This is a genomic window from Actinomadura sp. NAK00032 (assembly GCF_013364275.1).
In the GTDB taxonomy this organism is placed as follows: domain Bacteria; phylum Actinomycetota; class Actinomycetes; order Streptosporangiales; family Streptosporangiaceae; genus Spirillospora.
This window is the reverse complement of sequence record NZ_CP054932.1, coordinates 543,713-564,050: the sequence shown is the minus strand read 5'-3', so window position 1 is coordinate 564,050 and position 20,338 is coordinate 543,713. Positions and strand designations below refer to the sequence as shown.

Here is a 20,338-nt window from a genome sequence, read left to right as displayed (position 1 = left end):
GTAATTCGAGGGAGGCCCGATGGCTCCGCTGCCCAGTTACGTGTCCGGTGCGTGGCACGTACCGCCGGACGAGGGCGCGCCGCTCACCGACGCCGTGACCGGGGCGGAGGTCGCCCGGATCTCCTCGTCCGGCATCGACATGGGGGCCGCGCTGGAGCACGGCCGCCAGGCGGGCGGCCCGGCCCTGCGGGAGCTGACCTTCCACCAGCGCGCCGCCCTGCTGAAGAAGCTCGGCCTGCACCTGCGCGAGCACCGCGACGAGCTGTACGCGCTGTCGGCCCGCACGGGCGCGACCCTCGCCGACTCGCGCATCGACGTGGACGGCGGCATCGGCGTCCTGCTGGCGTACGCGAGCAAGGGCAAGCGCGAGCTGCCGAACGACACGGTCCTGGTCGACGGGGACGTGGAGCCGCTCAGCAAGGGCGGCACCTTCGCCGGACGGCACGTCTGCACGCCGCTGCAGGGCGTCGCCGTGCAGATCAACGCGTTCAACTTCCCCGTCTGGGGCCCGCTGGAGAAGCTCGCGCCCGCCTTCCTCGCGGGGATGCCCAGCCTGGTGAAGCCCGCGCCGCAGACGGCGTACCTGTCCGCGCGGCTGGTCGAGCTGATCATCGAGTCGGGCATCCTGCCGGAGGGCACGCTCCAGCTCGTCTGCGGCGACCCCGGCGACCTGCTCGACCACCTGACCGAGCAGGACGTCCTGGCGTTCACCGGGTCCGCCTCGACCGGGCGGCTGCTGCGCGCGCACCCGGTCGTGACCGGGCGGTCGGTGCGGTTCAACGCGGAGGCCGACTCGCTGAACTGCGCGATCCTCGGCCCGGACGCGCGTCCCGGCACGGCCGAGTTCGACCTGTTCGTCAAGCAGCTCGTCACCGAGATGACGGTGAAGGCCGGCCAGAAGTGCACGGCCATCCGGCGGGCGCTCGTGCCGTCCGACCTGATGGACGACGTGGCGCAGGCGGCGAGCGAGCGGCTCGCGCGGGTGAAGGTCGGCGACCCGTCCGACCCGGACGTGCGGATGGGCGCGCTCGCGACCCTCGAACAGCGCGACGAGGTCCGCCGGCAGCTCAAGAAGCTCCTCGACGCGGGCCGGATCGTGTTCGGCGACCCCGAGAACGTCGAGGTCATCGGCGCCGACGCCGAGCGCGGCGCGTTCATGTCCCCGGTCCTGCTGCGCGTGGACGACACCGACCGCGCCGAGCCGCACGAGGTCGAGGCCTTCGGCCCGGTCAGCACCCTGCTCCCCTACGACGGCGCCGAGCAGGCCGTCGCGCTCGCCGCGCGCGGCCTCGGCAGCCTGGTCGGCTCGGTCGTCACCGCCGACCCCGTGTTCGCGCGCCGCGTCGTCCTCGGCGCCGCGCCGTGGCACGGGCGGCTGCTCGTCCTGAACGAGGAGGACGCGAAGGAGTCCACCGGCCACGGGTCCCCGATGCCGGGCCTCGTGCACGGCGGCCCCGGGCGCGCGGGCGGCGGCGAGGAGATGGGCGGCATCCGCGGCGTCCTGCACCACATGCAGCGCACCGCCGTCCAGGCCGGGCCGTCGATGCTGTCCGCGATCACCGGCCGCTGGACGCCGGGCGCGCCCCGCACCGAGACCGGCGAGCACCCGTTCCGCAGGCACCTCGAAGACCTGAAGGTCGGCGACACCGTCGTGGCCGGGCCCCGCACCGTCACGCTCGCCGACATCGAGCACTTCGCCGAGTTCACCGGCGACACCTTCTACGCCCACATGGACGAGGAGGCCGCGAAGGCCAACCCGTTCTTCGGCGGCCGGGTCGCGCACGGCTACCTCGTCGTGTCGTTCGCGGCGGGCCTGTTCGTCTCGCCCGAGCCCGGCCCGGTCCTCGCGAACTACGGGCTGGAGAACCTGCGGTTCCTCGCCCCGACGTTCCCCGGCGACGAGCTGACGGTCAAGCTCACCGCCAAGCAGATCACCCCGCGCGAGAACGCCGAGTACGGGGAGGTCCGCTGGGACACCGAGGTCACCCGGCAGGACGGCGCCGTCGTCGCGCAGTACGACGTCCTGACCCTGGTCGCCAAGCGCCCGGAGGAGACGGCATGACGCAGGAGCACTTCGAGCGGACGATCGAGCGCGACCAGCGGATCGAGCCGCGCGACTGGATGCCCGACAAGTACCGGGCGACGATGATCCGGCAGATCGCGCAGCACGCCCACTCGGAGATCATCGGCATGCAGCCGGAGGGCCTCTGGATCACCCGCGCGCCGTCGCTGCGCCGCAAGGCGATCCTGCTGGCCAAGGTGCAGGACGAGGCGGGCCACGGCCTCTACCTGTACTCGGCGGCGGAGACGCTCGGCGCCGACCGGTCCGACCTGACCGCCAAGCTGATCTCCGGAAAGCAGAAGTACTCGTCGATCTTCAACTACCCGACGCTGACGTTCGCGGACGTCGGCGTGATCGGCTGGCTGGTGGACGGCGCCGCGATCTGCAACCAGGTGCCGCTGTGCCGCAGTTCCTACGGCCCGTACGCGCGGGCGATGATCCGGATCTGCAAGGAGGAGTCGTTCCACCAGCGGCAGGGCTACGAGCTGCTGATGACGCTCATGCGCGGCACGCGGGCCCAGCGGGAGATGGTGCAGGACGCCGTGGACCGCTGGTGGTGGCCGTCGCTGATGATGTTCGGCCCGCCGGACGCCGACTCCACGCACACCGCGCAGTCGATGGCCTGGCGGATCAAGCGGCACACCAACGACGAGCTGCGGCAGCGGTTCGTCGACATGACCGTCCCGCAGGCGGAGGCGCTCGGCGTCACGCTGCCCGACCCCGACCTGCGCTGGAACGAGGAGCGCGGCCGCCACGACTTCGGCGAGATCGACTGGTCGGAGCTGAAGCGCGTCATCAGCGGCGACGGCCCCTGCAACGCCGAGCGGATCGAGCGGCGCCGCCAGGCCCACGAGGACGGCGCCTGGGTACGCGAGGCCGCCGCCGCGTACGCCGCGAAACACGCTGAGAGGGAGGTGGCGTGATGGAGAAGGACTGGCCGCTCTACGAGGTGTTCGTCCGCGGCAAGCGCGGCCTGAACCACGTCCACGTCGGCTCGCTGCGCGCCCCCGACGCCGAGATGGCCCTGCGCAACGCCCGCGACGTCTACACGCGGCGGAACGAGGGCGTCAGCATCTGGGTAGTGAGGTCGGAGGACGTCACCGCGTCCAGCCCCGACGAGAAGGACCCGTTCTTCGCACCCAGCGGCGACAAGGTCTACCGCCACCCGACGTTCTACGACATCCCCGAGAACGTCCCCCATATGTGAGGCTTCTGATGTCGTCCGACAATCCGTTCGAGGCGCTCTCCGAGCAGAGCGACGACAGCCGCTGGGCGTTCGGCACCGGGTTCGACGACCCGCTCGCCGGCATCGACCCGTCCCTGCCGGACGGGGTCGACCGCGACGCGCTGGCCGCGTACTGCCTGATGCTGGGCGACGACGCGCTCGTCATGTCGCACCGCCTCCAGGAGTGGTGCACGCACGCGCCCGAGCTGGAGGAGGAGGTCGCGCTCGCCAACATCGCGCTCGACCTGCTCGGCCAGGCCCGGCTGCTGCTGGCCCGCGCCGGCGTCGCCGAGGACAAGGGCCGCGGCGAGGACGACCTCGCCTACTTCCGGGACGCGTCCGACTTCCGCAACGTCGGCCTCGCCGAGGCGGAGAACGGCGACTTCGCGTACTCGACCGTCCGGCTGCTGCTGTTCGCGACGTGGCGGCTCGCGCTGCTCGACCGGCTGACCGCGTCCGCGGACCCGGTCCTCGCCGCGATCGCCGCCAAGAGCGTCAAGGAGGTCGCCTACCACCGCGACCACGCCGCGCTGTGGACGGTCAGGCTCGGCGACGGCACCGACCTCTCCCACGACCGCGCGCAGACCGCCCTGGACGACCTGTGGCCGCTGACCGGTGAGCTGTTCGCCACGCACGAGACCGAACGCCTGCTGTCCGGCGCCGGGATCGGCGTCGACCCGGCCGACGTCCGCGACGAGTGCGACGCGGTCATCGGCGAGGTGCTGGCCAGGGCGACCCTGCGGCGCCCCGAGCCCGTCCCGCCCCACCTGGCCGGCCGGGACGGCGCGCACTCCCCCGCCCTGGCCGCCCTGCTCGCCGAGATGCAGGGCCTCGCCCGCGAGCATCCGGAGGCGGAATGGTGAGCGCCCGCGCGGTCGCCGAGACCGTCACCGACCCCGAGCTGCCGATGCTGACGCTCGCGGAACTCGGCGTGCTGCGCGACGTCCGGGAGGAGCCCGGCCGCGTCGAGGTGACGATCACCCCGACCTACACGGGCTGCCCGGCCCTGGACGCGATGCGCGCCGACCTGCGCCGCAGGCTCGCCGACGCCGGGTACGCCGACGTGGACGTCCGGACCGTCCTCGACCCGCCGTGGACGACCGACTGGATCACCGAGCCCGGCCGCCGCAAGCTCCGCGAGGCCGGGATCGCACCGCCCGGCGCGGCGCCCCGCCGCGCGCCCGGCCCGATCCCGCTCACGCTCGGCCCGACCCGGCACGTCCCATGCCCGCGCTGCGGCTCGTCCGACACGGTCGAGCTGTCCCGGTTCGGCGCGACCGCCTGCAAGTCGCTGCGGCGCTGCGAGTCCTGCCGCGAGCCGTTCGAGCACTTCAAGGAGATCTGAGTGACGCTCACCGAGGTCGTACCCCGCCGCACCGGCTTCCACGCGCTGCGCGTCGCCGGCGTGGAGCGGCTGTGCGACGACGCGGTCGCGGTCACCTTCGAGGTGCCGCCGGACCTCGCCGACGCCTACGCCTTCCGCCCCGGCCAGTTCCTCACGCTCCGCCGCACGATCGACGGCCGCGAGGAGCGCCGCTCCTACTCGATCTGCGCGCCCGCCGGGGCCGCGCCGCGCATCGGCGTCCGCGAGATCCCGGACGGCCTGTTCTCCGCGTGGCTGGTGCACGACGTCCGCCCGGGCGACACTGTCGAGGTCCTGCCGCCGTCCGGCACGTTCACGCTCGGCACCGGAGCCGGGCACCATGTGCTGATCGCCGCCGGGTCCGGGATCACGCCGGTGCTGTCGATCGCCGCGTCCGCGCTCGCCGACCCGTCGAGCCGCGTCACCGTCCTGTACGGCAACCGGACCAGCGGCACCGTCATGTTCGCCGACGAACTGGCCGACCTGAAGGACGCGCACCCCGACCGCTTCGAACTGGTGCACGTCCTGTCCCAGGAACCGCGCGAGGCGGAACTGTTCAGCGGCCGCCTGGACGCCGACCGCCTGCGCGCCCTCCTCCCCCTCCTGGTTCCCGTCTCCGACGTGGACCACTGGTGGCTGTGCGGCCCCCTGGGCATGGTCACCGACGCCCGAGACGTCCTCCAGGGCTTCGGCGTGCCGCGCGAACGCGTCCACCAGGAACTCTTCTACGTGGACGAGCCGCCCCCCGAACCGAACCGCAAGCAGAGCGCCCCCACGGGCCCGGCCTGCGAGGTGACGGTCGTTCTGGACGGCCGCTCGACCACCCTCACCCAGCCCCAGGACGCAACCGTCCTCGACTCCGCCCAGCGCGTCCGCCCGGACCTGCCGTTCGCATGCAAGGGCGGCGTGTGCGGCACCTGCCGAGCCAGGGTCGTCGAAGGCGAGGTCGACATGCGCCGCAACTTCGCCCTCGACCCGGCCGAGGTAGAGGCGGGCTACGTCCTGACCTGCCAGTCGATCCCGGCGACCCCGCAGCTCACCGTCGACTACGACGCCTGACACCGGCCGATCGAATCACCTTCATGCCGCTTCGCCGCACAGGGCGGTCTGGACGAGTTCCAGCTCGTCGTTGATCGCTTCCCTGTTGGGCGGGCTCTGGTTGAAGGCGACGGCGACGCGGCGACCGGACGGCGCCGCCACGCCCGAGATCGTCGTGTAGCCCTCGCTGCCGCCCACGTGGCCCCACCAGGCGCCGCCACAGCGCAGCTCCGTCCGGGCCAGGCCGAGGCCGTACCGCGCGTTCTCCCAGAGGCGGTCGGGGTCGGCGGCGACGGTCCGCTTCATCTCCGCGAGCATCGCCGGGGGCAGCAGCCGTCCGCCCATCAGTGCCCCGAAGAACGTGCTGACGTCACGCGGGTTGGAGATGAGCGCCCCGCCCGCCCCCGCGGCCGACACGTTGAACGCGGTGTAGTCGGTGTAGGTGCCGTCAGTCTCGCGGACGTAGCCGCGCGCGTGGGGGCCCCGGATCCAGGTCTCGTCACCGGGCCAGTAGGTGTCGCGCAGCCGCAGCGGCCTGATGATCCGCTTCGAGACCTCGTCCTCCACCGCGTGGCCCGTGACCTTCTCCACGATGAGCCCGGCGATCACGTAGTTGGTGGTGGAGTAGTACCAGTCGGGCTCGGGAGCCGACAGCGTCAGCGCCCGCGCGACCAGCTCCTCCGGCTCGAAATGCCGGAAACGGAAGTCGTCGATGGTCTTGAAGGTGTCCATATGGTCGGGCAGGCCGCTGGTGTGCCGCAGCAGACTCCGGACGGTGATCTTCCGTCCGTCGTAGCCGTTGCCGTCGAGCAGGCCGGGGAGGTAGCGCTCGACGGGCGCGTCCAGCCGGACGCGGCCCTCCGCCGCCAGCGCGAGGACGGTGGTCGCCGTGAACGTCTTGGTGATGCTGCCGATCCGTCCCCGCAGGCCGGCGCTCATCGGGCGGCCCGTCCGCCGGTCGGCGACGCCGCTCGCGTGCGTCCACGTCCCGCAGCGGGGGTCGTCGACCCGCACGGCCGCACCCGTCAGGCCGTGGACGCCCGTCATGCGCTCCAGGGCCGCTCGCAGGTCCTCGTGGTCGCCGCAGCGCGCGCGGTCGGCCCGTGCCGGCGGCGCAGCGGCCGTGGCCGCGATCGCGGCGGCTCCCAGTAGCAGCGCGATGATCCGGTGCGTTCTGGTCATGTCTCAGACGCTAGGCAGGCGCGCTCCCCGGCACACTGGTGTGCTCTCCCTTCCCCGGGGTGGGGCCAGCCCCCGTCCGGTAGTACGCGCGGGGATTCCGGTCATTGGGACAGGGGTTGGCGTCGCATTCCGGTCCTTCTACGATCGGCGCACCCATTAGTCGCCCTCACGGCGGCGCCGACCGGGCCAGGCGCGGGCCCTCGACTGGGGTCGTCCGCGCGTGCGCGGGCGCCGCTGAGAGGAAGACATGGACCAGACCGCTGACTACGTCGTGGTGGGGGCCGGGAGCGCCGGGTGCGTGCTGGCGCGGCGACTGGCCGACTCGGGGGCGAGCGTCGTCCTGGTGGAGGCGGGCGGCCCGGACCGGACGCCGCTGGTCCGCAAGCCGGGGCTGATCGCCGTCTTCCACAACGTCCCGCAGCTGAAGAAGAAGCTGGACTGGGGCTTCTACAGCACCCCGCAGGGGAGCGCGCTCGACCGGAAGATCCCGCAGACGCGCGGGAAGGTCCTCGGCGGCTCCGGGTCGATCAACGGGATGCTGTTCGTGCGGGGGCACCGCAAGAACTACGACGACTGGGCGGCGGACGGCTGCCCCGGCTGGGGTTACGAGGACGTCCTCGCCAGCTACAAGCGCATGGAGAACTGGGAGGACGGCGCCAGCGAGCTGCGCGGCGCCGGCGGCCCGATCCAGGTGACCCGGCAGCGCGACCTGACGCCCGCGTCGGAGGCGTTCATCGAGTCGCTGATCGAGACGGCCGGGGTGAAGCGGAACGACGACTACAACGGCGAGGAGCAGGAAGGCGCCGGCATCTTCCAGCAGAGCGTCGACAAGGGCCTGCGCTACAGCTCGTCCGTCGGCTACCTGGACGACCACGGCCTGTCGAACCTGACCGTCCTGACCGGCGCGACCGTCGGCCGCGTGACGATCGACAAGGGCCGCGCGACGGGCGTCGAGGTCGTCACCAAGAAGGGCAAGGGGACGATCCGGGCGTCCAAGGAGGTCATCCTGGCGGCGGGCGCGTTCGGGTCACCGCACCTGCTGATGCTGTCCGGCGTCGGGCCCGCCGCGCACCTGCGGGAGCACGGCATCGAGGTCCACGCGGACCTGCCCGTCGGCGACAACCTGCACGACCACATGTTCGTGCCGATGACGTTCATCATGGACACGGCCCGGCACAAGGGCACCGCGCCCTACTTCGCCAAGGGCGTCGCCAAGGAGTGGACGAAGGGCGGGACGTGGGTGGCCCGCAGCGTGTTCGAGGCGGTCGGGTTCGTCCGCAGCGGGCAGGCCGGGGACGTCCCCGACATCCAGATCCACGCGCTGCCGTGGTCGTACCCGTTCCCGAACCAGGACGCCCCGGTGCGGCACAAGGTCGACAAGCGGCCCGCGCTCACGATCATGCCGACGCTGATCTACCCGAAGAGCCGCGGCACGGTCCGGCTGGCCTCCGCGGACCCGGCCGCCGCGCCGGTGATCGACCCCGGCTACCTGTCCGACCCCGACGACGCCCGGCTGCTGCTGGACGGCATCGAGCTGGTCCGCGAGGTGATGAACAACAAGATCATCGCCGGGGACGTCAAGGCGGAGCTGTCGCCCGGCCCGTCCTACCCCGACCGCGCCGCGCTGGCGAAGGAGCTGCCGAACCGCGCCACGACCGTCTACCACCCGGTGGGCAGCTGCCGGATGGGCTCTGACGAGCGCGCCGTCGTCGACCCGGCGCTGAAGGTGCGCGGCGTCGAGGGGCTCCGGGTCGCGGACGCGTCGATCATGCCGAGCATCATCGGCGGCAACACCAACGCCCCCAGCATGATGATCGGCGAGCACGCCGCGACCCTGATCCTCGGCGCCTAGCCGCCGGCCGGGAAGCGGCCGACCCAGCGGCGCTGCCAGGGCGTCTCCACGGCGCGCGGGTGATGGTGCTCGCGCGCCCAGGCGACCGCCCCGGACGGCTCCACCCCGGCGAGGACGGCCAGGCAGGCGACGACGGTGCCGGTGCGGCCGATGCCGCCGCCGCAGGCGACCTCCACCGCCTCGCCGGCCCTGGCCCGCTCGTGCAGGGCGCGGATCTGCCGGACGGCCTCGTCCCGGTCGCGCGGCAGCCGGAAGTCGGGCCAGTCGAGCCAGGCGGCCTCCCAGCGCAGCTCCGCCTCGTGCCGCTGCCGCAGCTTCGCGGTGCCCAGGTAGAGGCCGAACGCGGGCTCGGGCCCGCCCGGCGCCGGGTTGCGGAGCCCGCGCCCCCGGACCCAGGCGCCGTCCGGCAGCCGGATCGCGCCGTCGAGCGGGGCGGTCACGTCGTCGCGAGCGGTCATGAGGTCACCGCCTGGCGGCGGGCGCGGTGGTTGGCGACGTTCAGCCGGTTCCCGCACCGTTCGGGCATGCAGTAGCGGCGGCGCCCGGCGCGGCTGGCGTCGGCGAACACGCCCGCGCAGCCGGGGGCCTCGCAGGCCCGGAACCGCTCGTGGCCGAGCGCCCGGACGAGGCCGAGCAGCGCGACGCCCGCGACGGCGGCCACCTCCCCGACGAGCGAGGCGTCCCGGACCGTCGGCACGTACCACTGCCAGCGGCCGGACGGGTCGCGGCGCAGCACCGGCGCGAGCCCGGCGTGCCCGGCGAGCAGCGCCGCGCCCTCCACCGCCCGCTCCTCGGTCTCGGCCTCCAGCACGGCACGCACCTCGCGCCGCAGGAAGCGGACCTTCTCCACATCTCCGGCCTCGGGCGCCCGGAATCCAAGCGACGGCGGAAGGAGCGGGGCCAGCGCGCCCACGTCCGCCAGCACCTCGCTCCCCCGCACCTCGGGCGAGGTCGCCACCAGCGCGTTCGCGACCTCGGCACCCTTCGCGTAATCAGCGATCGGGATGAGCATCAGACGTCCTCCTGTAAGGCTTACAGGAGGACAATAACCCTTACTCGGTCGTCACGTCGAACTGGAGACCGCCGTTCACCGCGGACACCTCCACATGCCGCCCGTGCTCCAGGTCGCCGGACAGCAGCAGGTCGGCGAGCTGGTCGTCCACCTCCCGCTGGATCGTGCGGCGCAGCGGCCGGGCGCCGAACTCGGGCTGGTAGCCGCGCTCGGCGAGCCAGTCGACGGCCTCCCGGGTGAAGTCGACGTCGACGTCCTGCGCGCGCAGGCGGCGGCGCGTCTCGTCCAGCAGCAGGTCGGTGATCTGCCGCAGCTGCCCCGCCTCCAGCCGCCGGAACACGATGATCTCGTCGATCCGGTTGAGGAACTCGGGCCGGAACGACTCGCGCAGCCGCCGCATGATCCGGTCGCTGAGCGCGCTGCCCTCCCCGCTCGCCGTGCCGAACCCGATCTCGGTGGTGCCGGTGATCAGCTCCGACCCCAGGTTGCTCGTCATGATCACCACGGTGTTGCGGAAGTCGACCGTACGGCCCTGCGCGTCCGTCAGCCGCCCGTCGTCGAGAAGCTGCAACAGCACGTTGAACACGTCCTGGTGCGCCTTCTCGATCTCGTCCAGCAGGACCACCGAGTAGGGCTGCCGCCGGACGGCGTCCGTCAGCTGCCCCGCCTCCTCGTACCCGACATATCCGGGCGGGGCGCCCATCAGCCGGCTGACGGTGTGCCGCTCCTGGAACTCGCTCATGTCGAACCGGATCATCCGGTCCCGGCTGCCGAACAGCGCCTCCGCGAGCGCCTTCGCCAGCTCGGTCTTGCCGACGCCGGTCGGCCCGAGGAACAGGAACCCGCCGATCGGACGGTCCGGGTCGCCCATGCCCGCACGCGACCGCCGGACGGCCCGCGCCACCGCCGCCACCGCGTCCTCCTGCCCGACGACGCGCTGGTGCAGATGCTCCTCCAGCCGCGTCAGCCGCTCCCGCTCGACCTCGGTGAGCTGCGTGACCGGCACCCCGGAGATGCGGGACACGACCTCGGCGATGTCCTCCGTCGTCACCTCGGGGACGGTCACGGGGGCGTTGTCGTCGCGCGCCGTCTCCAGGTCCTTCTCCAGCCGGGCGATCTCGTCGCGCAGCTCCGACGCCTTCTCGTAGTCCTCGTCGGAGACGGCCTGGTCCTTCTCCCGGCGCCGCCGGTCGAGCCGCTGCTCCAGCTCCCGCCGGCTGCCGTCCCGCGTCCCCGAGCGCAGCCGCACCCGCGCGCCCGCCTGGTCGATCAGGTCGATCGCCTTGTCCGGCAGGAACCGGTCGGGCAGGTACCGGCTGGACAGGTCCACGGCCGCGACCAGCGCCTCGTCGGTGAACCGCACCGCGTGGTGCGCCTCGTACCGGTCCCGCAGCCCGCGCAAAATCTCGATGCTGTCGTCGACGCTCGGCTCGCTCACCAGGATCGGCTGGAACCGCCGCTCCAGCGCCGCGTCCTTCTCGATGTTGCGGCGGTACTCGTCGATCGTCGTCGCGCCCACCACGTGCAGCTCGCCGCGCGCCAGCGGCGGCTTCAGCATGTTGCCGGCGGACACCGCGCCCTCCGCGCCGCCCGCGCCCACGATCGTGTGGATCTCGTCGATGAACACGACCAGCTCGTCGGCGTGCTCGCGGATCTCGTCCACGACCTTCTTCAGCCGCTCCTCGAAGTCGCCCCGGTACCGGGTGCCCGCGACCACGCCGCTCAGGTCCAGCTGGACGATCCGCTTGCCGCGCAGCGTCTCCGGCACATCGTCGTCGACGATCCGCTGGGCGAGCCCCTCGGCGATCGCGGTCTTCCCGACCCCCGGGTCGCCGATCAGCACCGGGTTGTTCTTGGTGCGCCGCGACAGGACCTCGACGGTCTCCTCGATCTCCTCGTGCCGCCCGATCACCGGGTCGATCCGCCCCTCCCGCGCCAGCGCGGTCAGATCGCGGCCGAACTCGTCCAGCGTCGGCGTCTCGGACGGCTGCCCGCCGCCGCCCCCGCCGGGCGGCTGCCCCGTCCCGCCCCCGGTCGCCGCCTGCTGCAGCGAGTCGGGCGTCACATGCTCATGATCAAGGATCCGCCCAGCACTCGACCCGCGATCGAGCGCCAGCGCGAAGAGCACATGCTCAGGCCCGATATAGGACGACCCGAGCGCCCGCGACACCTGATGCGAATCCAGCAGCGCCCGCTTGGCGGACGGAGTCAGCTCCGGCGGCACGTCCCGCGGCTCGCCCCGCCGCGCGTGCCCCTCGATCTCCTCCTTGATCTTGTCCGGGTCGGCGCCGGCCCGCGCGATCCACTGCCGCGTCCCCTGCTGCCGCGTCGCCGCCCACAGCAGATGGTCGGTATCCAGATCGACGCTGCCCCACTGCGCCGCCTGCGCCGCCGCGTCCCGCACCAACTCCCGCGCCGGCTCGCTCATCAGCCGCGCGATGCTGATCCGCTCCTGCGGCCGCCGGTGCGCCCGCGCCCCGAAGAAGCGGGCGAGCATCTCCTCGAACGGATCCATCCCACTGGGCCCGTACCATCCCGAGGTCATCTCGGAACCCCCCGGTCATCGAATGACACGTCCTGGCAACGGTCAAACACGTGCCCGTGGCACGCTCCCGGAAACCCCTGGTCACCGGCCTTCCCGCCGCTCGACGCCCCGGCGCATCGCCTCCAGGAACACCTTCGCGGCGAGACCGAGGAACACCAGGTCCCCGACCATCTGCACGGTCGTCAGCACCCGCGCCGCCTGCGACACCGGAACGATGTCGCCGAAACCGACCGACGAGAAGACCGTCATGGTGAAGTACAGAGCGTCCACATGCGTGAGCCGCTCGGAGAACTCGGACGATACCCCGTTCCCCATCAGGCAGTAGCTGGTGGAGAACGCGACGAGAAAGAGCGCAGCCGACGTCATGAGCGCCTCGACGGCACGCAATCGCGGCGCCGGATGCCGCACGATCGCCCGCGCCTGCCACCAGACGACCACGGCGAGGACGGCCAGGACCGCCCCCAGCACCACACCGCTGAGCACCGTGAAAGCCCTGTTCAGCGGCGCCACGAAGTAGGCCGCCAGCAGGAACGCCGTGGTCAGCGCCGTGCGCAGGACCGTCCAGAGCGCGAGCCGGCGGCCTTCCCGCCGCGAAGGGTCGTCCACCCCACCGTCATGCCCGCACCCGAGCCCTCCGCACAAGCTCCCGGGCGGCGTCGGACCACTCGCCGTGCTCGAACTCGAACCCGGCACCGACCAGCCGCCCCGGCACGACCCGCCGGCTCTTCAGCAGCAACTCGGTGTCCGACCGCATCACGAGCGCCCCGATCTCCGCCATCCACGCGGTGGCGGGCAACCCGACCGGCACACCCCAGGCCGTCCGCAGCGCCCGCATGAACGCCCGCTGCGGCAACGGCCCCGGCGAGGCGAGGTTCACCGCCCCCGAAAGATCGTCCCGCTCGATCAGGAACTCGACCGCCCGGACAAAGTCCAGGTCATGGATCCAGGACACGAACTGCGCACCCCCGGCGACCGGCCCCCCGAGCCCGAGCCGGGCCATCCACGACAGGACGTCGAACACCCCGCCCCGATCCGGACTCATCACCATGGCCGCCCGCAAAGCGACCTTCCGAGCCTCCGGAGTCTCAGCCGCCTCCTGCGCCCGCTCCCAGTGACGAGCGATCTTGACGCTGTAACCCCAGTACTTCGGCACCCCCGCCTCGCCCCCGCCGATGACCCCGCCGACCTCGTCATTGGCAGCGTCGAACCGGTGCGCGTAGATGGTGGCCGTACTCATCTGCAACCACACCTTGGGCGGACGAGCCGCACCTGCGATCGCCTCCCCCACAACCTGGGCGGAGTGGACGCGCGAGTCCATCATTTCCTGCAGATTGGCGGGCGTGTAGCGACAACTCACACTTCGCCCGGCCAGGTTGATCACCACATCGCTGCCATCGACCACCCGCGCCCAGGAACCGAGCGTCCGCCCGTCCCACCCGACCTGACGAGGCCCCGCAGGCGCCCTGGTCAGAACGACGACCTCATGCCCCGCCGCAGTCAGGGCCCGCTCCAGAACCGTCCCGACCTGCCCGGTCCCCCCGGGAATCACAACCCGCATCCCACTCCCCCTCCACCGACTGCGACGACCCTAACCCGCAGAACTGAACACGTTCAAATATCCCAGCTCACCACGACGTCCGCCCCACCAAGAGGACCGCCAAGACAGCATGACCAGACACGTCCGCCCCGAGTACGGCGGCAAGGCCGCACACTCGCCGACGACGCGAAACCCAAGCACGAACCAGGGCCCAAAACTCACGGCACCGGACGCACCCGTGATGAGGCCGGAGCGCCACTAGCGAGGACTCGCCCGCCCAGCGCGGACGCCACTGCGGACAACACGCTCCAGCAAGGCGGCAGGGACGACCCGGCCCTGATGGTTGTCGCCGTCGCTGGTGCTGGCCAGGTTGACGATGCCGCGGTCCACCCCGACCCAGTCGGCGGGCTCGTGGACGTCCGGTTCGGGGACGTCGCAGGTGGCGAGCAAGAACCATGTGGCGTCCCGGTGGCCCAGGTCCAATTCGCCCTTACGGTGCGCGGTCAATGTCTTGGCCTGGTCGGGGGAGCAGGCGAACTTGAGGCTCTCGGACTGCGCGGCCACCGCCCAGATGCTTACGGTCCCGACGTCCAGCTGCCAAGAAAGGTTGCGGTCGTCGAAGGGGGCGCGGCATCAAGGCGTAAGGCGATGGGTTTGGACTCAGCCTTGCGGCCCGCTTCGATACCGGGCCGCCGAGGCGGCCGTTGCGGATGGTGCCGCGCAGGGTGTTATAGGCGTCCACGACCCGTTTGATCACGTGCTGGGCGGCCTGGACGCCGAGCCGGCGACTTTGAGCTCGCCGTAGCACAGCCTCCGCAAGGGCAGTTCACGGCCGCGAAGCCCGAACTCCTCGAAGGCCACGGCCGCCACGTGGTTGGCGGCGGTGTTGACCCGGCACAGGGATGTCAACCAGTGCCGCCCCCTGCTCGGACGTCGGCAGCAGCTTGACCCGCACCACCAGTTTCACAGTCCGTGGCCATATCATCACATTTCCCGGCGCGTGCGGTTATGCGGCTCGGCTTGTCGGAGGTGGGTGACCCGCCGGTGCGTTGCCCCACGGCGATGGGCCCGGGGCACGGTACGGCCAGCCAGAGGTGGACAGTCCCCACCCACACTGGTTCGGCGGGCCGGGCGCGTGCGGTTATGCGGCTCGGCTTGTCGGAGGTGGGTGACCCGCCGGTGCGTTGCCCCACGGTGGTGGGCCTGGGGCCAGTGGGGCGGGCGACCAGCCGGGGTGGACGGCCAGCCGAGGTGGACGGTCTCCACCCGCACTGGTTGGTCGGCCCGGGACGGGCCGGGGCGTGCGGTTATGCGGTTCGGCTTGTTGGGGGTGGGCAGCTGACGGGGATGGTGGTCCACGGCGGTGGGCCTGGGGCCAGCTGGGCCAGCGGGGCTGGCGGCACACGTGGCGGGCGTGGCGGGCGTGACGGGCGTGGCGGGCGCCGGGTTGGAGGGCCTTCGCCCACAAGGGTTGGTCGGCCCGGGACGGGCCGGGGCGTGCGGTTATGCGGCTTGGCTGGTTGGGGGTGGGTGGCTGGCCGGTGTGTTGCCCCAGGGTGGTGGGCCTGTGGCCCGACCTGCACCGGTGCCGGTGCGGGGTGGGTGGAGGCGGTAGGTGTAGCGGCCGTCGAGTGCTTTAGTGATGTGGAGCCGGTCGGGGTGGGTGTGTTTGTAGCGGTTGTGCCAGCCGCAGGTGAGGGCGAGCTTGTCGATGTCGGTGGGGCTGCGGCCGAGGGCCCAGCCGTGGACGTGGTCGACCTCGCACAGCGTCCCGGGCACCTCGCACCCCGCGACGGCGCAGGTGGCGTACAGGGTTTCCAGGACCTGGCGTTGGGGAGCGGTGGCGAACCGGACCTTGTGGCCGAGGTAGAGGGGCAGGTTTCCGCGTCCCAGGAGGAGGGGTGAGACTCCGGCGTTGAGCGCGATGCGGCGGGCTTGGGCGGCCGGGATGGGGGTGCCGTCGGTGAGACGGGCGGGGGTGGTGGCGCCGGTGAGGGTGTCCAGGTCGCAGATGACGGTGACGCGGGTGGCCCTGTGCCCGCCCGACAGGACTGTGGTGAGTGCGGCGGCGGTGCGTTCGGACAGGTCGCGGTGGTCGTCGGTTCCGGCGGGTTTGGCCAAGGGCGCGAGGGTGCCGTCGAAGATCGCGGCGTCTTCGGCGTTGAGCCAGCCCTTGATGTAGCGGCCGCCGTCCAGGGAGCGGGTCGAGTCGATCCACGACCGCTCATACCCGCGCGTCACGTCTTCGGGGGCCTGCTCGGTGCCGTCGCGTTCGGCGATGACCTCGCGGATCCGCTTGCCGAAGCCGGCGATCTTCCCGGCGGAGAAGCCCTGGTCGACCATGCCCAGCAGGATCGTCTCGGCCCGGCCGCAGTCGTGGTCGTCGAGGCGGGTGACTGCGTCGGCGATGGTGGCGGCGTACCCGGCCGACAGTTCGCCGGTGGCCCACCGCTCGGTCATCTCCGGCAGACGGTGGGCCTGGCGGGCCAGCGTGAGGCGCTCCTTGGCGCGGGCTTCGCGCATACCGAGGCGGGACCGCAGCCAGGACCGGGTGGAGGGGAAACCCCACCGCTGCACTTCGCGAGTCCGGTCGACGGTGCCGATCAATCGCGACAGGGCGGCTTCATGCAGATCGGTGGCGGCGGCGAGGGTTTCGGTGAGGTCAATGCACACCGCCGCCGAGTCGGGTGCGGTACGGGAGGCGAGTTCGGCGGCGATCGCCGATGCCGCGTGCACCAATTCCATGGTGGACGCGGCATCGAGGTCGACCGCGATTGAACTCATACCCCCCATGATATCCGGCCGGGCACCCTTTCACCCTTTCGGGCCGGAATTCTTCCATGATTCTTTTCGAGTCTTGTTGATCAACGGGTATCCCGTTATTCACAAAGGCCCATTTCGGGCATTTCGATTTCGTTGTCCTGCCGGGTGTTGTCGTTGTGTGTTTCTGGTTGGTGGTTCTGGTTGGGGTGGGGGCGGCGCGTCGGGCAGAGGGCAGGCGGAGCCTGCCCGACGAAAGCTGCGCTCAGGGGCCGCAGAGGCTCCGAAGTCAAGGGTGGGACGGAGTCCCATCGCGAAGCGACGCCGAAGGCGCCCTTGACTTTGGAGGGGCGGCCCCGTACGCAGCGCCGCCCCCACCACGATTCCCGGCATGAGAGGGTACCGGGACGCCCAGACTTCGATCGAGCAACCCAATACGGGCTTCCAAGGACGCAATCCGAAATGATCCTGCATCAGCGGGAACGACTTTCGGAGATCAGCCCGGCGGCGGGCACCGTCCAACCATCCACCTACCGTCCAGTCAATGGACGACTAGCACGCTGCTCGGCAGCACCAGTATCAAAGGACGGCGAAATTGCAGCCCACCACCGGCTATCCGACCGGAAGGGTGAGGGTGCCGGGAGTCTTCGGGGTGGTTTGAACGGTGACCGGTAGGACGGCCCGGTTCCCCAGATAATTCAGGTCGCTCGACGCGATCACCACCCGGAGACGGTGGCCAGCCGGGAACCGGTGGACGATGCCAGGGAGCGCGACCTTCAACGGTTTCCGCACATCGGTGACGCGCACCGGCGAGACGAGTCGGCGCGCCAGCGTGGCGGTGCCGTCCGGGGCCACGTCGTAGAGCTTTGCGAACAAGACCAAGCGGCCGTCTGCGCCCCGGCTCTGCGACCAGGCAGCGGCGGGCGACGAGAGCCGGACCGAAAGAGTGGGCGAGCCGACGACGTCCAGGTTTCGGGGCAGGGGCGTCGAAGTCCAGGCGGCGAAGGTGCCCGGTGCGTCGGCCGGCGGGATGTCGTTGAGCGCGTCCTGGAACAACGACAACTCGGAGAAGGACGTCGGCCATGCGCCGAGCGGGTTGCTATAGGACGTCCGACCGCTCCTCACCTTGGATCGGGACGAGACTAGGCGGTCCTTACCGGAGAGGTAGAACCGCTGCGTACGAACGGGCGCGCTCGTGTAGGCAGGAGCCGCATCACCGTCATACGAAACCCATGGACGGAAGTAGGCGAACGCCGGGCCGGTCCCCGTAGGCGAGTCCTTGAGGTAGTGCGCGAACCACGCTAGAGCCCGGCGGCCAACGTAGTTCGCGGTCGGGTTCTCCAGATCCAGGTCGCCGGCGGCGTTCGGTCCGCTGTGGCCGCCGGAGTGCCAGATCATCTTGACCGGCGTGCCCTGCGCCTTGAGGTCCCGGTACGTCGCGGCGGCCTCCTGCAAGTTGAACAGGGTGTCGGTCTGGCCCTGGACGAGCAGCGTCGGCGCCTTGATCCGCGAGACGTACGACGTGACCGAGGCCGCGCGCAGGTAGGCCAGACTGTTCGAGCGCGGCGTGCCGAAGATGAGGCTTTCCGCGACGGCCTGGCAGAGGGCGGTCGGGAAGTTGGGGCAGCCCATGAGACGGGACGGGTCCGTCTTCGCCTCGCTCACGCCCCGATAGGCGCCCAGGGCGAAGAAACCGAGGCCCCACAGCAGTTTCGTCGCGCCGGGCCCGGCGGAAGCCAGCCGCCCTGACGACGACGCCAGCTCATTGTTGGGAGCCAGGGCGTAGCGCAGGTCATGCCAGGTGTCGATGGGGACGAGCGCATCGATCCGGTCGTCCATGCCGGCGGCGGCGAACTGGGCGCCGCCGCCGTACGAGCCGCCGATCATGCCCACTCGGGGATCGCCGGGACCGTCCAACCGGACGGACGTTACGCGCGTTCCGTCCGATGCCGCGATCGCACCGGCGAGGAAGCTCACCAGGTGGCGGGCGGCGACACCGTCGTAGTCGGGATGGTCGAGCGTGATGCGGCACGTGCTCCCGCCCGCTCCCAGGCCGGAGTAGGCGAGCACGACGTATCCCTGCCGAACGAACGCCTTCGCCGTCCCGGCCAGGTCGTCCTTGGAGCCGCCGAAGCCGTTCGTGGTCAGCACCGCCGGGGCCCGGCCGGTGCCGGCGGGTTCGTACAGGTCGGCGACGACCCTGCACGGCTGATCACGGCCAGGCCCGACCTTCACGTCAAGGCTGACGGATCGCATCGAGTATCCGGCCTCCGCCGAAGCGGCAGAGACGGCAGGGACGGCAGGGACGGCAGGGACGGCAGGGACGGCAGGGACGGCAGGGACGGCGACCAAGGTCGTGGCCAGCATCGGAATGGGCAAGGCTGCGGCGAAGCACGAACGCGAACGCAGACGCAGATGCAGACGCAGGCGCAGACTCGGGCTCAGACGCGGACGCGGACGCGGACGCAGGCGTTGACGCATACGGCGGCTCCAGGGGGAGAAGGGAAGCGGCGAAACCTTACCAAGTGGTAAGTTTTGACGCCAGAGCCACAGAGGAGGCAGCGTGCGCACTTTCCCGGACGGATTTCTCTGGGGTGCGGCCACCAGCGCCCACCAGACCGAGGGCAACAACACGGGCAGCGACTTCTGGGCCCTGGAGAACAGGCCCGGCGGGTTCCTCCCCGACCGCAGCGGGGACGCCTGCGATTCCTACCACCGCTGGCCGGAGGACCTCGACATCGTCCGAAGCCTCGGCCTCAACGCCTACCGCTTCAGCATCGAGTGGGCGCGCATCGAGCCCGTGGAAGGCCATATCTCACGAGCCGAACTGGCGCACTACCGCCGAATCATCGAGGGCTGTCTAGAGCGTGGCCTCACACCCGTAGTGACGCTCCACCACTTCACCACTCCCCTCTGGTTCCAAAAGACCGGCGGTTGGACGTCCCCAGAGGCGACCGACCGATTCCGGCGCTACGTGCGAGCCGTCCTGCCGATCCTGGACGGCGTCGAATGGATCTGCACCATCAACGAGCCGAACATGCTCGCGATGATGGCGAACATGGTGAAGGCGGAGAAGCGCGAAGAGAACGTCGCCGGCGCGATGCCCCCGCCCGACCAGGCCGTGGCGGACGCGCTGATCGCCGCGCACCGCGCCGCCCGCGAAGAACTCACCGGCTTCAAGACGGGCTGGACGATCGCCAACCAGAACTTCGAGCCGGTCGACGGCGCCGACGCCGAATGCGACGACTGGGCCTGGTCCCGCGAGGACCAGTTCCTCGACGTCGCGGCGGACGACGCCTTCGTCGGCGTCCAGGCGTACACCCGCGTCCTGATCGGCCGGGACGGCGCGCTGCCCGTCCCGGCCGACGCCCGGCGCACCCTCATCGGCTGGGAGTTCTATCCGGCGGCGCTCGGCAACGCCGTCCGGCACACGGCGGACCGCATCCCCGGCGTACCGATCCTGATCACTGAGAACGGCATCGCCACCACCGACGACGCGGAGCGCGCCGAGTACACCGACGCCGCCCTGACCGGCCTGCACGAGGCGATCGAGGACGGCATCGACGTACGCGGCTACCTGCACTGGTCCCTGCTCGACAACTACGAGTGGGGCACCTACGCGCCGACGTTCGGTCTGGTGGCCGTCGACCGGACGACGTTCGCCCGGACGGTCAAGCCCAGCGCCCGCCACCTGGGCGACATCGCCACCGGCCACACCACCCTCTAATCGGCCACGCGCTCTAACCGGCAAGGCCTCTAACC

At 71.4% G+C, this 20,338-nt stretch carries 17 protein-coding genes; 8 read left to right on the top strand and 9 right to left on the bottom strand.

Going from position 1 to position 20,338, the window contains the following annotated elements:
• Positions 1-19 precede the first annotated feature (19 nt).
• Genes paaZ through paaE form a run of 6 tightly spaced genes read left to right on the top strand, consistent with a single transcriptional unit; the run spans position 20 to position 5,709 of the window.
• Positions 20-2,062 (top strand): phenylacetic acid degradation bifunctional protein PaaZ, encoded by a 2,043-nt coding sequence (gene paaZ / locus HUT06_RS02800; RefSeq protein ID WP_176194259.1) that lies wholly within the window; start codon positions 20-22, stop codon positions 2,060-2,062.
• Entirely contained in the window at positions 2,059-2,985 is a 927-nt protein-coding gene (gene paaA / locus HUT06_RS02795; RefSeq protein ID WP_176194258.1) for a 1,2-phenylacetyl-CoA epoxidase subunit PaaA, read from the top strand. The genes paaZ and paaA overlap by 4 nt, the downstream gene beginning before the upstream one ends.
• Positions 2,985-3,269, top strand: a complete 285-nt coding sequence (gene paaB / locus HUT06_RS02790; RefSeq protein WP_176194257.1) for a 1,2-phenylacetyl-CoA epoxidase subunit PaaB — start codon at positions 2,985-2,987, stop codon at positions 3,267-3,269. The genes paaA and paaB overlap by 1 nt, the downstream gene beginning before the upstream one ends.
• Positions 3,270-3,277: 8 nt before the next feature.
• Positions 3,278-4,150: a 1,2-phenylacetyl-CoA epoxidase subunit PaaC gene (gene paaC / locus HUT06_RS02785; protein WP_176194256.1), complete on the top strand. Its 873-nt coding sequence runs from the start codon at positions 3,278-3,280 to the stop codon at positions 4,148-4,150.
• Positions 4,144-4,632 (top strand): 1,2-phenylacetyl-CoA epoxidase subunit PaaD, encoded by a 489-nt coding sequence (paaD, locus tag HUT06_RS02780; protein WP_176194255.1) that lies wholly within the window; start codon positions 4,144-4,146, stop codon positions 4,630-4,632. Before paaC ends, paaD begins: the two co-directional genes overlap by 7 nt.
• Positions 4,633-5,709, top strand: coding sequence for a 1,2-phenylacetyl-CoA epoxidase subunit PaaE (gene paaE, locus HUT06_RS02775; RefSeq protein ID WP_176194254.1), 1,077 nt, complete (start codon positions 4,633-4,635; stop codon positions 5,707-5,709). It begins immediately after the preceding gene.
• 21 nt (positions 5,710-5,730) lie between these two features.
• Here paaE and HUT06_RS02770 read toward each other — a convergent pair whose 3' ends face one another.
• On the bottom strand, positions 5,731-6,870 hold the full coding sequence (locus tag HUT06_RS02770; RefSeq protein ID WP_217711160.1) for a serine hydrolase: 1,140 nt from the start codon (positions 6,868-6,870) through the stop codon (positions 5,731-5,733).
• 247 nt (positions 6,871-7,117) lie between these two features.
• Between HUT06_RS02770 and HUT06_RS02765 the strand changes: the two genes are divergently transcribed.
• Entirely contained in the window at positions 7,118-8,722 is a 1,605-nt protein-coding gene (locus tag HUT06_RS02765; protein ID WP_176194253.1) for a GMC family oxidoreductase, read from the top strand.
• On the opposite strand, the gene HUT06_RS02760 is transcribed toward HUT06_RS02765, so the two are convergent.
• The 8 genes from HUT06_RS02760 to HUT06_RS02725 all read right to left on the bottom strand — a co-directional run bounded on the left by HUT06_RS02760 (position 8,719) and on the right by HUT06_RS02725 (position 18,832).
• Positions 8,719-9,180 carry a protein-tyrosine phosphatase family protein gene (locus HUT06_RS02760; RefSeq protein WP_176194252.1) on the bottom strand — a complete coding sequence of 154 codons (462 nt, stop codon included), beginning with the start codon at positions 9,178-9,180 and terminating at the stop codon, positions 8,719-8,721. The two genes, HUT06_RS02765 and HUT06_RS02760, sit on opposite strands and share 4 nt — an antisense overlap.
• A complete protein-coding gene (locus HUT06_RS02755; RefSeq protein WP_176194251.1) occupies positions 9,177-9,734 on the bottom strand; it encodes a CGNR zinc finger domain-containing protein in 558 nt (185 codons plus the stop codon). The genes HUT06_RS02760 and HUT06_RS02755 overlap by 4 nt, the downstream gene beginning before the upstream one ends.
• 40 nt (positions 9,735-9,774) lie before the next feature.
• A complete protein-coding gene (locus tag HUT06_RS02750) occupies positions 9,775-12,279 on the bottom strand; it encodes an ATP-dependent Clp protease ATP-binding subunit (RefSeq protein ID WP_176194250.1) in 2,505 nt (834 codons plus the stop codon).
• Positions 12,280-12,360: 81 nt separating this feature from the next.
• Positions 12,361-12,885 (bottom strand): potassium channel family protein, encoded by a 525-nt coding sequence (locus HUT06_RS02745; protein ID WP_176194249.1) that lies wholly within the window; start codon positions 12,883-12,885, stop codon positions 12,361-12,363.
• Positions 12,886-12,892: 7 nt separating this feature from the next.
• Entirely contained in the window at positions 12,893-13,837 is a 945-nt protein-coding gene (locus tag HUT06_RS02740) for an epimerase (protein ID WP_176194248.1), read from the bottom strand.
• 237 nt (positions 13,838-14,074) lie between these two features.
• On the bottom strand, positions 14,075-14,380 hold the full coding sequence (locus HUT06_RS02735) for a transposase (RefSeq protein ID WP_176194247.1): 306 nt from the start codon (positions 14,378-14,380) through the stop codon (positions 14,075-14,077).
• 939 nt (positions 14,381-15,319) lie between these two features.
• A complete protein-coding gene (locus HUT06_RS02730; protein ID WP_176194246.1) occupies positions 15,320-16,600 on the bottom strand; it encodes an HNH endonuclease signature motif containing protein in 1,281 nt (426 codons plus the stop codon).
• A 588-nt stretch (positions 16,601-17,188) separates the two neighbouring features.
• Complete coding sequence (locus tag HUT06_RS02725; RefSeq protein WP_217711159.1) at positions 17,189-18,832, bottom strand: CocE/NonD family hydrolase; 1,644 nt, start codon at positions 18,830-18,832, stop codon at positions 17,189-17,191.
• A 307-nt stretch (positions 18,833-19,139) separates the two neighbouring features.
• On the opposite strand from HUT06_RS02725, the gene HUT06_RS02720 reads away from it, so the two are divergent.
• On the top strand, positions 19,140-20,303 hold the full coding sequence (locus HUT06_RS02720; RefSeq protein WP_176194244.1) for a glycoside hydrolase family 1 protein: 1,164 nt from the start codon (positions 19,140-19,142) through the stop codon (positions 20,301-20,303).
• Positions 20,304-20,338 lie beyond the last annotated feature (35 nt).